Here is a 14,771-nt window from a genome sequence, read left to right on the forward strand (position 1 = left end):
CTATGGGCGGCAAGGCGGCGCTGCGGTATACCTGTCGTCATCGTTCAACACAGAGAAAGAGCACCATGTCGATTACCGATTACGCCAGCCTGCTGCGCAGCGCCCGCGACCAGGAGCAGCCGCAACGCCTGCTGTTCACCTTTACCCAGGCGCAGCCCCAGCCTGGCGGCCAGGGCAAGTCCCTCACGCCCGTGATGTGCGCCGACAAGCTGCCCGAGGAACTGGGCAGCTTCGAGACATTGATGGAGGAGTCGAAACAGATGCAGACGCACTGGGACGTGGTCTTCGTGGCGGGACTGGCGGGCCAGGACGGCCAGCCGCCCGCCGCGCAGGAATGCGAAGCGCCCCTGCGCGCCATGGTGACGGCCATCGAGCAAGGGCGCATCGATGGCCTGCTGGCGTTTGACCGCAGCGGGGATTTATTACGGTTCAGCTGAGGGAAGTTGTCGGATTACGGCCTGCGGCCTAATCCGACCTACGTGATTGATGTAGAGTGACGTAGGTCGGATTAGCGTAGCGTAATCCGACACATTGTTGACGCTACATACCAGGTTACCTGCCTGCATCCGGCCAAGGGCGCTCGTGCAAATGCCGCGCGCGCTCTATCGGACACACGAGGGGCAAAAACTGCTGCTGGCGCGCCGAATACGCCATCAGCGCCCCGCTGTCGATGTCGAAATACCATCCGTGCAATTTCAACAAGCCCTGCTCCACCCGCCGCTTCAGCCATGGGTAGGTGAGCAGATTGTCCAGCGACTGCAGGATGCTGGCCAGTTCGCACGCATGGTGCTGTTCTTCCGACGAGCGGTGCGCCAGCTCGCGCCGCACGCGCTGCGCCACCGGTTCGGCGATGCGCATCCACTGTCCCACGAAGTCCGTTTCCTGGCCCTCCGCGCGCGGCTGCGGTTCCAGCAGCGCACGGATGCCGCCGCAACGCGCATGTCCCAGCACGATGACCCTGGCCACTTCCAGCTTGCAGACGGCGAACTCGATGGCCGAACTGACGCCGGGCGGCGCGTCGGGCGTGCACGGCGGCACCAGGTTGGCGATATTGCGCACGACAAACATGTCGCCCGGGTCGCTGCCCGTCAGCAGCATGGGATCGACGCGCGAATCGCAGCAGCCGATCAGCAAAGTCGAGGGCCGCTGCCCGTCGCGCAGGCTATCGTACAAGGTTTGCGGCTCGCTGAAATACTGCTGCTGAAACAGGCTGAAACCGTTGACGAATTTTTCCAGTTCTTCCATGACTACCTCGAATACTTTATACAGCGCCCGGCAAGCAGGACTTGCCAGGCATTCCAACTTTAGCAAGGCATCGGCGCATTCTTGCGGGCATAGCACCACCAGGTGATGGCGATGCAGCTGACATAAAAACCGATGAAGCACCACAGGGCCGCGTCGGGGCTGCCCGTCAGCGCAATCGAGGTGCCATAGCTTTTCGGGATGAAGAAGGCGCCGTAGGCCGCCACGGCCGAGGTAAAGCCCAGGACGGCCGCGCCTTCCTTGTTGGCGTCGACGATGGCTTGCTCCTGCGCCGCCTTGCCCTTGCCGGCGGCCGCGCGCTGGTGTTCCGTCAAAAAGATCACGGGGATCATGCGGAAGGTCGATGCATTGCCGATGCCGGTGCCGGCAAACAGCAGCATGAACATCCAGAAGAAGCCACTGAAGCTGCCACCCACGCCGGCTTGCGGCATGAAATACAGCACGCCCAGCACGGCGCCTATCATCAGCAGGAAAGACCATAACGTGACGCGGGCACCGCCCAATTTATCGGAAATCACGCCGCCGGCCACGCGCGCCAGCGCACCGACCAGGGGGCCCAGGAAGGCGTAGTCGAGCGGGTTCACGTCGGGGAACTGGATCTTGATCAGCAGCGGAAACGCGGCCGAATAACCGATGAAAGAGCCGAAGGTGCCCGTGTACAGCCAGCACATGAGCCAGTTGTGCTTGCGCTTGAAGATCACGGCCTGCTCGGAAAACGAGGCTTTCGCCGAAGCCAGGTCATTCATGCCGAACCAGGCCAGCAAAGTGGACAGCGCGATGAACGGCACCCAGATGAAGCCCGCGTTTTGCAGCCACATGTCCTTGCTCACGCCATTTTTCACCCAGGTGAGGGAATCGCCGCCCCAGGCGCCGAAGACGGCGAAGGTGATCACCAGCGGCACGACGAACTGCACCACCGACACACCCAGGTTGCCCAGGCCCGCATTCATGCCCAGCGCGAAGCCCTTGCTCGCCTTCGGGTAGAAAAAGCTGATGTTGGCCATCGACGAGGCGAAATTGCCGCCGCCGAAGCCGCACAGCAGGGCCAGGATCAGCATGGTCGGATAGCCCGTATTCACATCCTGTACGGCCAGGCCGATGCCGATGGCCGGGATCAGCAGGGAACCCGTGGAAATGGCCGTCCAGCGCCGGCCGCCGAAAATCGGCACCATGAAGGAATAAAAGATGCGCAAGGTGGCGCCGGACAGGCCCGGCAAGGCCGTCAGCCAGAACAGCTGGTTATTGCTGTAGGTGAAGCCGATGTTGGGCAGGTTGACCACCACCACGCTCCACACCATCCATACGGCGAACGCCAGCAGCAGCGCGGGAATCGAAATCCACAGATTGCGCGCGGCCGTGGCCTTGCCCGTGTTTTGCCAGAAGCTCGGGGTTTCCGGCTCCCAGGTGTTAATCATATAGCGGCTCATTGGTTTGCTCACAGCGTAACTCCTGCAGGTTGAGGTATAGTCGCCGCGCGCAGCGGCTTGAACGAGAAATACATCCAGACGAGGGAAACGCAGACGGTGCCGTACAAGAGCATGAAGGCGCTCGAACGCACGCCGGTGAGGTCCACCAGGGCGCCGAACATCACGGGCAGGATGAAGCCGCCCAAGCCGCCGGCCAGGCCTACCACGCCCGAGACGGCGCCGATATTGTCGGAAAAATCATCGCCGATGAATTTGAAGACGGACGCCTTGCCCACGGCCATGGCGATGCCGACGATGAACAGCAGCACCGTGAACCACAGCGGCGACAAGCCGATGTGGATGGCCAGCGGTCCCGTGACGGTCTCGATCACCATCTGCGTTTGCGGATACGACAGCAGGAAGAAGCACACCCAGCACACCCACATCACGGCCCAGGTGACTTTCGCCGCACCATATTTGTCGGAGATCCAGCCGCCCAGCGCGCGCAGCACGCCGCCCGGCAGCGAGAAGCAGGCGGCCAGCAGCGCCGCGTGTTTCAGGTCGAAGCCGTATTCGGCCACGTAATACTTCGTCATCCACAGCGCCAGCGCCACATAACCGCCGAACACCACCGAGTAGTACTGGCAATAGCGCCACACGCGCGGGTCCTTCAGCACCTTCATCTGCGCCGAAAAACTTTCGCCCGATGGCGCCAGATGGGATTTGTCCGTGTACGAAAACAGCCAGAAGATGATGGCCGTGGCCAGCATGGCTACCGCATACACCTTGGGCAGCATTTGCCAGCCGAAGGCGGCGACGATGCCCGGCGCGACGAATTTGGTCAGAGCGGAACCGGAGTTGCCGGCGCCGAAGATGCCCATCGCCAGGCCACGGCGCTCCTTTTCATACCAGCGTGCCACATACGGCGTGCCGACGGAAAACGAGCCGCCCGCCAGGCCCACGAACATGCCCAGCACGAGGAAATGCCAGTAGGCGGTGGCGTAGGAAATCAGGTAGATCGGCACCACGCTGGCCAGCATCAGCCAAAAGAAGACGCGGCGTCCGCCGTATTTGTCCGTCCAGATGCCCAGGGGCACGCGCACGAGGGAGCCCGTCAGCACGGGCATGGCGGCCAGCAGGCCAAATTGCGTTTCCGTCAAGCCCAGGCTGGTCTTGATGGGGATGCCCAGTACGGCAAACATCATCCAGACTGCAAAGCAGATGGTAAATGCGAAGGTACTGCTGATCAGTACGGACGCCTGCTTGCGCCGCATGCCCGGTTCGACTGCCTTGTTACTACTGTTGTTCTTAGTGCCATCTAGGGTAGCCACGATGTTTCTCCATGAATGCACTGGCCGTCTGGCCAGCCGTCCCGACCAGCTTACGTGGCAGAGGGGAAAGGCACTATCGGCCACAGGGTGATTCTGGAAAGGCAATCTGGATAGCCGCATCGGCAAAAGTGACTAGATGGCGCGGTGCGGGCCTAGGCTGGATGGCGGGCGTTTTACCAACGCAGGTATTTTTGGCACACTCGGCGCCTGAAGAAAAGGAGCGGCATGCTGCACAGAGACGCAACAGACGCGGTCGTCACTCGCGTGGCCCAGGCTGGCGATGTGGATGCCATGCTGGCCTGCGATGCGTACGCGCAGGCGCACGCCAGCCGTCCCGACGACGTATGGCGCGACGCGCCAAAGGCGGTTATGCTGGCGCCACCTTCAATCAACAGCCATCACATCACGCATGGATTATCTGAGCCTCAAGCATTTCCACATGGGTTGCGCCGCCGCCAGCGGCTGTCTTTTCCTATTGCGCGGCGCCTGGATGCTGCGCGCCTCGCCGCTGCTGCAACAGCGCTGGGTGAAAGTGCTGCCGCACCTGGTCGACACGGCTCTGCTGGCCAGCGCCATCGCCCTGGCCGTGTGGAGCGGCCAGTCGCCGGGCAGCCAGCCCTGGCTGGCCGCCAAGCTGTGCGCGCTGGTGGCCTACATCGTGCTGGGCACCATCGCGCTAAAACGGGGCAAGACGCCGGCCGTGCGCGGCGCCGCGTTTGCCGGCGCCGTGCTGGTATTCGCCTACATCGTCGGCGTGGCCGTCACCAAGCAGGCCTGGCCGCTGTGATGCATCAGATATACAGCAGCGCAAGCGAGCTGGCGCCCGCTGGCGCGCCCTGCACGTGCTTATTTGGCGCGGTTTCTTTCCAGCAGTTTCTTGCCAGTGGCGTCCTGTAGCTACCATTCACGCACATCGAGCGCCTTGTTCTCGATGCTGGCATTGGCCAGCAAGGGATTTTTCTTCAGATAGACGATATCTTCCTCGAAATTGTCGTGTATCGAAGCCACTTCCAGGAAACGGTTGGCATCCAGACGTCCCAGGTAGATGACAGGACATGTTCGACGAATTCCCCGACTTCCCGTACGACATGCTCAAGGACAGCGACGGTAGCGCGCTGCCCTATTTCGAGTGGCTGGACACGGAACTGGCGCAACGCGCCGTGGACGAAGGTGGCTACAACCTGATACAGATCGATGGCAACGGCTCCGACGAAATGGATGCGCTGGTGGTGTACCGGCGCGACACGGCTGACATCATCCAGGCGGCGGCATTGATCGGAGTGACGATAGGCCGGCCGCTCACCTACTATCGCGGCATCGAAGCGATGGTGGGCAAGCGGCCGGGCTAAGGGCAATGCCTATTGCATCGGCAAGGCTGCCACATCGACGGCCGGCGCCTGGCCCGTAGCCGGGCGTGTGAAGCTCTGGCCGGTTTTCACGACATCGGCAAAAAAACCGCCGTTATGCAGGTAGAACTTGCCGTTTTCCAGGCCGCCCGCGTAATCCATGCGCTGCGCGTTGGTAGCCGTGGCGTCGCCCGTGTAGCGCCCTGCCGTCACTTCCGACCAGGCGCCGGCAACGTTCCTTGCCCACTGGTTGCCAAACTGGACGCGGCGCTCCGTGTAGCCCAGGGTATCGATGAAGTTCTCGAGGAAGGAATGCACGCCCGTCAAGTACGTGCTGATGGCCGGCCGCTTCCAGGTGGCGATGTAGCGCCACTTGCCCGTCTCGGGCGCGAAGAACCAGGCCGAGTAATCGCTGCCGCCCTTGCCATCGGGCCGCGCGCGCGTGATGAAACGGTAGGTGGTGCCGGCCGCCCAGTTATATGAAAGGTAAGTCTGCCCGCCCGTGCCCTCGCCGCCAAACGCATTGTCGACCACGCCGGCACCCTTGCTGACCAGGGTGGTCTTCGCGCCATTGTCGGCGTCCCACACGGAAAACAATATCCAGCGCTCGCTGGGCGACTTGACCTGAATGCCCATGTAGCCCTGGCCGAAGCCGTTGGCCATGAAGTAGGAGCCGATGGCATCCTGCCCCTTGGGTATCGTCATCTCGTTATAGAAATACTCGGTATTGGCCGGCACCGCGTAGCCCATGTGCACGGACGGCCCGCGCCGCGACCAGTAATAATTGGCCGGGTCGTTGGCGTACGCGAGCGCGGCGTTCGCAGTCACCTTCAGCGCGGTGACGTCGCCAAACGTGCCCTTCACGCGCGACAGCCCCTGCAAGTCCACCTTCACATAGCCGGCCGCCGGCACATTGACCGTGCCGACGGCGTAGGTCTTGCTGGCCTTGCCGGCCAGCTTGACGTCGAACGGCGTGCCGTTGATCTTCACGCGGATGGTGCTGTTGCCGCCATCGGCCAGGCTGGCATCGAGAGCCACCCGGACGGGGCCCGCCCCATCGACGCGGAAATACGTGCTGGCGACGGCAGCCGGATTGCTCCAGCCCGCCAGGCCATGTTCGCCGATGATGGCGCCCTCAGTACCGCTGGTGATGAAGGCATTGCCGGCCAGTGCCACGCTGGCGGACGTGACCGGCGCGGCCACGCTGGCGGCCAGCAAGGCGGTGCCGCCCGTGCTGGTGCTGCTGGGGCTGGTGGCGGTGGCGCCGCCGCAGGCTGCCAGCAGCAAGGGCATGGCGGGAAGGACTGCGTAGAGTAATGAACTTCTGTGTTTCATCAACGTCTCCTGGGATAGAAAAAACCCGCTACGACGGCAGGCGCGGTAGCGGGTAAATGGTGCTTAGTACTTGCCGTCGAGGGCGAAGATCGGCTTGCGCGATTTCCATTGGCCACCCGTGAAGTCGGGGAAGTCCAGGGTCTGGAAGTTGGCGGCGATCGACTGCTCGGACAGCGGCGTGATGGCGCTCCACGTCACGGCATCGTAGATATCGATCGGCATCGGCGCATTGGCCTTGAGCGCTTCGACAAAGGCGTGGATGACGAAGAAGTCCATGCCGCCGTGGCCCGCGCCTTCCGCTTGCGCCGCATATTTGCGCCATACGGGGTGCTCATACTTGTCCTGGTAAGCCTTGAAGTCGTCCCACTGGTGCGGCTTGCTGACGCCTTCGATATGGATGGAATTGTTCAAGTCCATCCACAGGCCGTCCGTGCCTTGCACGCGGAAGCCCAGCGAATACGGGCGCGGCAGGCTCGTGTCGTGCTGCAGGATGATGGTTTCGCCGTTCTCGCACGCCAGGGTGGTGGTGACGACGTCGCCGAGCTTGAATTTCACCTTGGCGTTCGCATGCTGCGCGCCGCCCGGCTGCTTGACGATGTAGTCGTGCAAGCCGCGCGCCTTGGTGGCGAAGGCGTTGATGCGCGTAAAACGGTTGCCGCGGTTGATGTTGGTGTACATGGCGCACGGGCCGATGCCGTGGCTAGGATACAGTTCGCCATTGCGCTCAACCGAATGCTGCGTGCGCCAATGGGCTTCCGACCAGCCCTTTTCGCCGAATTCCACGCCGCCGCCATACGGCTTGGCCGGATTGCCGCTGTTGAATTTGACGGCGCGCAGGTCATGCTGGTAGCCGCCCTGCAGGTGCAGCAGTTCGCCGAACAGGCCCGCGCGCACCATCTGCAGCGCGGCCATCACGTCGCGGCGGTAGCACACATTTTCCAGCAACATGTACGGCGTGCCCGTTTTCAGCTGGGTATTCAGGACGTCCCAGTGGTCTTGCAAGGTGATGCCAGCCACCACTTCGCAACCGACGGGTATCTTAGCCTGCATGGCGGCGATTGCCATGGGCGCGTGGAATTCCCACGGCGTGGCGATGATCACGCCATCGAGGCCGCCCGCATCCAGCATGCGCTTGTAGGCTTTCTGGTCACGGTCTTCGCCATACGTGCGCGGACGCGGCTTGCCGGCTTTGGCCACCTGGCCCAGCGCGTGTTTCAGCATGATCGGCTCGATATCGCACAGGGCGACCACTTCCACGTCGTCGCGGCGCACCAGTTCAGCCAGCAGCACCTGGCCGCGCATGCCTGTGCCGATCACGCCAAGGCGGACCTTGTCGCGGCCGGCTGCAGGTGCAGCGTTGGCCTCGCCAGACAGCAAGGCGCTGCCAGCCATGGCGCCACCAGCCAGCGCGGCGCTGGCGGAAAGGAAATTGCGTCGATTGATTTGTGTTGTCATTAGTCTCTACTCGCTTCCGTTGGTAAGGATCGTCGCCGGCCCGCAGCACAGCGGGCCGACTGCAGTTTAATAGGTGTATTCCGCCGTGAAGCGCACGGAACGCGGCGCCGTGCGTCCATCGACCTGCAGGTAATTGCGGGAGATGGCGCCATGGTCTTCGCGCGTTTCGGTATAGCGGGTGACGGTCTGGCTGTTGAACACGTTGAAGACGTCCACTTTCAGGCTCAGGCCTTTGACGGCGCTGGGAGTATAGGCCACATTCATGTCCAACTGGGCTTGCCATGGCAGCCGGCCCTGGCTGCCGCGCGGCGCCGGCTTGCCATTGCAATAGAAGTAGGAATCGCCGTAATCGTTCTCGAACCGCAGGTTATCGGGCAGCGCGCCGATGCAGTTGCGCGGCGCGCCCGAGGTCAGCGACAGGTTGGCGCCCACCATCACGTCCGGGATGACCTGCATGAAGCCGTAGGCCTTGAAGGCGTGGCGGTGGTCGCCCGGCAGGTAGCCATAGGCGTTGTACATCAGTTCCTTGTGGTCGTCGCTGACCGTCAGGCCGACGTCGCCGCCGCCGATGCTGTCCGTCTGGCCTTCCATATTGCCCTTCAGGCCGGACAAGGTGTAGGTCAGCTTGCCGTACCAGCCGTTCGTGTAAGGATGCTCGATGAACATGTTCAAGGCGCGGTAAGTGCGCGATGGCAGCGGGTTGCCCCACTCGGCCGCCGAGATATCCACGCGGCGCAAACCCTTGCCATCGTCAAAGTCCACCATCAGGCTGTTGTCGCGGCCCGGGTTGATGATGGCGCACTGGAAGCCGCTCCAGTTGCCCGTGTCGACGCCGTTGCGCGTAGCCCAGGCTTGCAGCGGACGCTCGTCGCAGACGTCGTCGTTGGTGTCATTCAGCTTGCGGTACAGGACGCTGGCGCCCACCACCAGCTTCTTGCTCAGGGCGCGTTCGAAGCCCAGCGAGAATTCATCCTGCGACAGCGGTTTCAGGCCCACGGCCGTCACTTCGCGCGCATCGCGGCTCTGGCCATAGGCGTTGTTGGCCGAATACGGCTTGCTGATCGCGTGCAGCCCCGTTGGCGCGCCCGTGACCGGATCGACGCCCGTGTAGGTGTACATCTCGCTGGTGGCCAGGAAGGGGCTGGCCATGTTGCTCGACAAATTCGATGGTACCGGCAAGTGGTAGCGGCCGCCGTTGGCGAAGAATTTCAGGGTGCCGTCACCCAGGTAGTCCCAGGTGGCGCCCACTCGCGGGGCGATCATGTTGCGCTGCGAGATAAAAGCCACGCCATCGGTGCTGTAGTTGGTGAACTGTTCGCGGCGCAGGCCCAGATCCAGCAGTACCCGCTCCGTGACCTGGTAGTGATCCTGGATGTATTGCGCCGACTGCACGCTGGTCGGCCGCGCCAGGTTGGCGTTCAGGTCCTTGCTGACGTAATAGCCATCCTTGCCGTAGCCGCCGCCCTGGTACGGCGTTTCAAAGGCGCCGTTGATCGGCAGATTCGCATCTTTGGCTTTCAAGTAGTTCCAACGATAGCCGCCGGCCAGGTTCAGGCCCACCTTCGATTCCACGTCGATGCGGTCGATGCCGCCGCGCAGCGAGTGCTTGCCCAGCTTGTACTCCAGATCCAGGCGCTTGGCCTTCTGGCGGTCTTCCGAGGAAGGGTCGGTCAGGGAGCCAGTGACCGATTGCGGATTCACATAGACGAGGCCGGGCACTTGCGTCGATTGGATGGACCTGGTTTGCGCCAGGTTGGGGTCATAGCCTTCGGGCGTGCGGCGGTGGCTGGTGCGCGACTGGCCCATCATGGCCGTCACCGTCAGATTGTCCGTCAGGTAGCCGGTATACTTGAAGATATCGACATTCGCGCCTGGCGCAGCCGACGAGCCGCAGCAGTTGATGGTGGTCTCACTTCCGCCGCCAGGCACGTTGTTGCGTTTCAAGGTGGCATAGTCGAAGCCATAGCTCTGGCTATCCGTCGTCGTGCGGTCATACAGCTTGGTATATTCAAAGTGATGATCGTCCGTCAGGTTGTAATCCAGCTTGGCCATCATGCGGTCAACCTTGCTCTTGCTCTCGCGCCAGCCGTTCGGCAGCACCTTGTCCGAGTCGTCGCGCGCACCGGCGACGGAACCGCTGTTCGTGCGCGTCTGTTCCAGCGCCACGAAGGCGAACAGCTTGTTCTTGATCAGGGGTCCGCTGCCGTACAAGCCGACAACCTTGCTGCTGCTGTTGTTATCGCGGTTCCAGTACTTCAAGGTGCCATCCGTGTCCGGATTGGCGCCCGTGTTCGGGTAATACCGGTTTTCCGTTGTGCCCTTCAGCGTACCTGGGATGATGGACACCTTGCCGCCGAATTCGACCTTGTTGCCGCCGCTCTTGGTGGTGATGTTGATCACGCCGCCCGTGGAGCGGCCAAACTCCGAGCCGTAGCCGCCCGACAGCACCTGCAGGTTGGAGATCGCGCCGAACGGCAGCTCCGACGCGCCCACCTGGGTCAGGATGTTCGTGATGGGAAAACCGTTGACGTAGAACGCGTTTTCGGACTGGCCCGAGCCGCCGATCGATGGCGCATTGCCGTACACGCTGTTGGTGCCACGGGCCACGCCCGGCGTCAGCTGCACGATGGAAGCCACGTCATTCCCGACTGGCAGCGCTTTCAATTCCTTGGCCGTGAAGATCACACCATTGTTCGTGTTCGATACGTCGATCGGATTGCGCGACGCCTTCACCACGACGGTTTGCTCCTGGCCCACGGTACCGGCCGCGCTGGCCGGACCGAAGTTGGCTTCCGCACCGGCGCCGATCAGGGCTTCGACTTCCTGTGACGCTTCGACCGAACCGGCACGCAGCACACGCACCGCATAGCGGCCTGGCGGCATGGAGTTGGCCACATAGCGGCCCGACGTATCGGGCGTCAGGCTGCGCTGCACGCCCGTCGCCAGGTTTTCCAGCACCACGGTGGCGCCGGCCGGCACGCTCACTTCGCCGAAAATGGTACTGGTGGCGTTCGACTGTGCCCAGGCCTGGCCTGGCACACCGGCCGCCAGTGCGATCACGATCGCGGCGGCGCGGCTGATGTCGCGCAATTTGAGTCGGGTGGTATGCATGCTGTCTCTCCGTCTATATCGAGGGTTATACGCGCCCTCCCCGCTCCAGGGCGAAGTCGAGGGGATGCAATTTTTATGGTAGTCGTCGGAAGGTAGCGCCAGGCAGTTGCACCTTCCGGGAAATCAGTCCGTATCGGCTGATTTTCGTTTTCTTGGGATTACTTTAAAAAGAAAAATAAGTATCGTCAACAAAAAGAAAGTTATAACGCGAATTTATCGCTGAAACGGACAAATAATCGCGATTTATCTTTCGATTTAATGAGTTTTTCGGTAGATAACTTTCGCTATCGTGGTGTGGCAGATACAAGCGTATGCAGGTAGGTGAGCAGGAACGGTGAAACAGACCAAAAAATCGGCGCGGAAAACGCGAAAGCAGCCCAGATGATCTGCTTTCACTTACGTTTATCTTTCGTATTGCACATTTCGGAATGGCATCCTTTCTTTTCATGGCAATACCCCAGCCCGCATAGGCGGACCGGGGCGTCGTCACGTGTTAAAAGAACTTGTAGCTGGCCGAGAGGGCAAACTGGCGGCCGAACAGGTCCTGGCTATGGTTGTAGCCTTCCCAGCCATTCGGGTCGTAGTACGGCCGCTTGTTGAACGCGTTTTTCACGTTCAGGCCCACGTCCAGGTGCTTGATCGGCTTCCAGCTGAAGGCCAGGTTGACCGTGGTGTACGACGGCGCGCCCTTGCACTGGCCCGCAGGCAGGGCCACGGAGGCGGCGGTGCAGTTTTCCGGCGTGTTGTCCTTGTCCCAGGGACCGTAGGCCCAGCGCGTCTTGCCCGAGTAGTTGACAAACACGCTGCTGACGAAGTTGCGGTAGCTCCAGTCGGCATTCACGGTGGCGCGGTAGCGCGGCGAATCATAGTAGCCGACGGTGTTGCCCTTGATGTCGCTGCCGTCTTCGCTGTCGTGGGTGTCGCGCTTGCGGATGGTGGCGGCGATGCCGGTACTCAGCTTGCCCCAGTCACCCAGCGCAAAGCGCGTGCGCGCATCGATGTCCACGCCGTCCATCAGGGTACGGCCACGGTTCGAATACGAGTTGATCAAGCCGCCCAGGTTGCCCACCGAGTAGCCGGGCACGCCGCCCGCGCACACGCCCGCGTTGGCGGGATTGGCGCACATGGCCGCCACCGCCGCCACGTTGCCCCGGTCCGTGTCCGTCAGGTCGTTGCGGATGGCGCTCGATGTGCCGGCCAGGGTGGGGCCGTACTTGTCCACCAGTTCCGTAAACAGCTCGTTGAAGTCCTGGCGCACGATTTCATCGCGGCGATTGATGAACCAGTAATCGATGGAGATGCTCACGTCCTTGGCCGGCTGCAGCACCAGGCCCACGGTCGAAATCTTGGCTTTTTCCGGACGCAGGTTCTGGTTCGGCGGCGTCAGGCCGCCCACCGTCGTGGAACAGTTCGAGTTCAGCAGGCTCTTGCCCAGGTCCGCGTCCGTCGCCACCGTTGACTTCATCAGTGCGCGCGCCATGGCATTCGTTTCGTCGCAGCGCACCGTGTCGCGGATGCCGCCCACCTGCGCAAAGACGCCGCCCGTGCCCGATTCGGCCAGGTTGGGCGCGCGGAAGCCTTCCGAATACGTCCCGCGCAGCATCAGGTCGGGCCGCGCGCGCCAGATCACGCCCAGCTTGGGCGCCAGGTTGGCGGAGAAATGCGGATATTTATCCAGGCGCGCGGCCGCGTTGACTTCCAAGGTGTCGCTGAGCGGCACCACTACTTCGCCAAACACGGCCGCGATGGTGCGCTTGCCGTCGAACCAGGAGCCGCCCTGCTGCGTGATCAGGCCATTGGCCGCATCGGCGTTGCCGGGCGTGAGGAAGCTCTCGCGCATGATGTTGGTGCCCACGGCGGCGCGCACTTCACGCTCGCCCAGCTTGAACAGGGTGCCTTCCAGCTTCGCATCCCACGTCATCAGCTTGGTCCACGATTCGATGGCGAAGGTCGGATAGGCGGCACGCAGAAGCGCCGCGTTGGCCTCGCTGATTTCGCCGAACTTGTAGGCGGGATTGTCCGAGATGTAGGTGCGGCCGCTGACGGGGTCTTTCGTGAACGGCCCAAACGCCTGCTCGAAACCTTTGATGTTGATATTCGCCGTCTGGAACAGGGTGGAATGGCTGCCCGCCACGCTGAGCGCCGTTTCAAAGTCCCAGCCGCCGCCGATGCTGCCGCGCAGGCCGACGAGCGCGCGGTAGTTTTCATCGACGTTCTTCTGGCCGAAGTGACCCGTCGCATCCTGCAGCAGGTAATTCAAGCCCGCCGCGCCGCCCATCTTCGCCACCATGTCGGCATCGAGCTTGCCTTTCAGGTAGACGTTGTTCGGGCTCAGGAAAGGCGTGGCGAAGGTGTTCAGGGTATTGCCCGTATTGCGCGCGAACCAGTTGTTCGTGCTGCCGCTATTGAAGCTGGACGGGCCATTCTCGCCGCGCATCTTGATGTGGGTGAAGGCGCCTTCCGCGAACGCTTCCATGTCACCGCCCAGTTTCAGCCGGCCGCTCAGATAGGCCGTGGCCCGCTCCGAGGTGGGACCCGTGTCGAGCTGGTTGGGCAGTGCATTCCACACGCAGCGCGTGCCCGACGCTTCGGTGATGCTGGTGTTGCAGCCATTCACGGCGCGCTGGGTGCGGGCATTGTTCTTCGCCTTGTCGAAGACAAAGAAGGTCCCGGGATTCATCGTGCCTGGCTCGCTGCCGACGCCTACGCGCATGTTCGGGATAAAATTGGGATTGTTCGCATAAAAATACGAAGGACGCTTGCGCCAGGTATCGGCCAGCGCGATGCGGTCGCGCTGGTAGACGTTCACGGAACCGTAGATGTTGTAGCCGTCGCTGGCCAGATCACCCAGGCCATACAGCACGCTGGCCTGGCGCTCGCCGAAGGCTTTCACGCTGGGCGAAAACTCGCCATTGGCGCGCGCTTCCAGGCCTTGATACGACTTCTTGGTAATCACGTTGATGACGCCTGCGACGGCATCGGAGCCATACACGGCCGACGCGCCGTCCGTCAGGATTTCCATGCGCTCGATGGCAGCCGCCGGGATGGCGTCGATATTGACGAACATGGTCTGGAAGCCGGCCGGCGCGCCATAGAAAGACAGGCGCCGGCCATTCAACAGCACCAGCGTGCCCTGCGCCCCCAGGCCGCGCAAGTTCGCCTGCGAACCGCCATCCGAGCCCGTGAACATCGAGCGGAAATCCTGCTGCGCCGGACGGGCGGCGGGCAGGTTGTCGAGCACTTGCAGCAAGGTGAGTGCGCCCATGTTTTCGATCTGCTTGGCGTTGATCACCTGTACGGGTGACGCTGTTTCCGCGTTGATGCGTTTCAGGCTGGAGCCCGTCACTTCGACGCGCGCCAGTTTTTCCTCCTCCGCCGCCAGCGCCGTCGATGCCAATCCTACCGCCACCATGGCGGCCATCAGTTTTTTCAAGTGCATTCCCATCTCCTTTTTTGTAAGTGATTTGTTTTCGTCAGGCTGCAAGAGCCCCTCCCCGGTCCGAAGAGGGGCTCGTTTTTTGGTG

Annotated in this window: 10 protein-coding genes; 3 read left to right on the plus strand and 7 right to left on the minus strand. The window is 62.3% G+C overall.

What is annotated here, in order from left to right; genetic code table 11:
• Nucleotides 1-65 precede the first annotated feature (65 nt).
• Complete coding sequence (locus ACQ4WS_RS00580) at nt 66-437, plus strand: ribonucleotide reductase subunit alpha (protein ID WP_436472716.1); 372 nt, start codon at nt 66-68, stop codon at nt 435-437.
• A gap of 115 nt (nt 438-552) precedes the next feature.
• On the opposite strand, the gene ACQ4WS_RS00585 is transcribed toward ACQ4WS_RS00580, so the two are convergent.
• Genes ACQ4WS_RS00585 through ACQ4WS_RS00595 form a run of 3 tightly spaced genes read right to left on the minus strand, consistent with a single transcriptional unit; the run spans nt 553 to nt 3,943 of the window.
• The gene (locus ACQ4WS_RS00585) at nt 553-1,245 is read right to left on the minus strand and encodes a carbonic anhydrase (RefSeq protein ID WP_436472718.1); all 693 of its coding nucleotides are present in this window, start codon (nt 1,243-1,245) and stop codon (nt 553-555) included.
• A gap of 59 nt (nt 1,246-1,304) precedes the next feature.
• A complete protein-coding gene (locus ACQ4WS_RS00590) occupies nt 1,305-2,690 on the minus strand; it encodes a NarK family nitrate/nitrite MFS transporter (protein WP_436473156.1) in 1,386 nt (461 codons plus the stop codon).
• An 8-nt stretch (nt 2,691-2,698) separates the two neighbouring features.
• Nucleotides 2,699-3,943 (minus strand): MFS transporter, encoded by a 1,245-nt coding sequence (locus ACQ4WS_RS00595; protein ID WP_436473158.1) that lies wholly within the window; start codon nt 3,941-3,943, stop codon nt 2,699-2,701.
• A gap of 466 nt (nt 3,944-4,409) precedes the next feature.
• On the opposite strand from ACQ4WS_RS00595, the gene ACQ4WS_RS00600 reads away from it, so the two are divergent.
• Nucleotides 4,410-4,787, plus strand: coding sequence for a SirB2 family protein (locus ACQ4WS_RS00600; RefSeq protein WP_436472719.1), 378 nt, complete (start codon nt 4,410-4,412; stop codon nt 4,785-4,787).
• A 268-nt stretch (nt 4,788-5,055) separates the two neighbouring features.
• Nucleotides 5,056-5,349, plus strand: a complete 294-nt coding sequence (locus ACQ4WS_RS00605) for a hypothetical protein (RefSeq protein ID WP_436472720.1) — start codon at nt 5,056-5,058, stop codon at nt 5,347-5,349.
• Between the two features lie 9 nt (nt 5,350-5,358).
• Here the strand turns inward: ACQ4WS_RS00605 and ACQ4WS_RS00610 are convergent, their stop codons facing one another.
• From ACQ4WS_RS00610 to ACQ4WS_RS00625, 4 genes are all read right to left on the minus strand, one after another.
• Entirely contained in the window at nt 5,359-6,681 is a 1,323-nt protein-coding gene (locus ACQ4WS_RS00610; protein ID WP_436472722.1) for a DUF3472 domain-containing protein, read from the minus strand.
• 63 nt (nt 6,682-6,744) lie between these two features.
• The gene (locus tag ACQ4WS_RS00615; protein WP_436472724.1) at nt 6,745-8,136 is read right to left on the minus strand and encodes a Gfo/Idh/MocA family protein; all 1,392 of its coding nucleotides are present in this window, start codon (nt 8,134-8,136) and stop codon (nt 6,745-6,747) included.
• Nucleotides 8,137-8,202: 66 nt separating this feature from the next.
• Nucleotides 8,203-11,247: a TonB-dependent receptor gene (locus ACQ4WS_RS00620; protein WP_436472726.1), complete on the minus strand. Its 3,045-nt coding sequence runs from the start codon at nt 11,245-11,247 to the stop codon at nt 8,203-8,205.
• Between the two features lie 493 nt (nt 11,248-11,740).
• Nucleotides 11,741-14,686: a TonB-dependent receptor plug domain-containing protein gene (locus ACQ4WS_RS00625; RefSeq protein WP_436472728.1), complete on the minus strand. Its 2,946-nt coding sequence runs from the start codon at nt 14,684-14,686 to the stop codon at nt 11,741-11,743.
• Between the last annotated feature and the right edge of the window lie 85 nt (nt 14,687-14,771).

Source organism: Janthinobacterium leeuwenhoeki (assembly GCF_051380795.1).
Classification (GTDB): domain Bacteria; phylum Pseudomonadota; class Gammaproteobacteria; order Burkholderiales; family Burkholderiaceae_D; genus Janthinobacterium.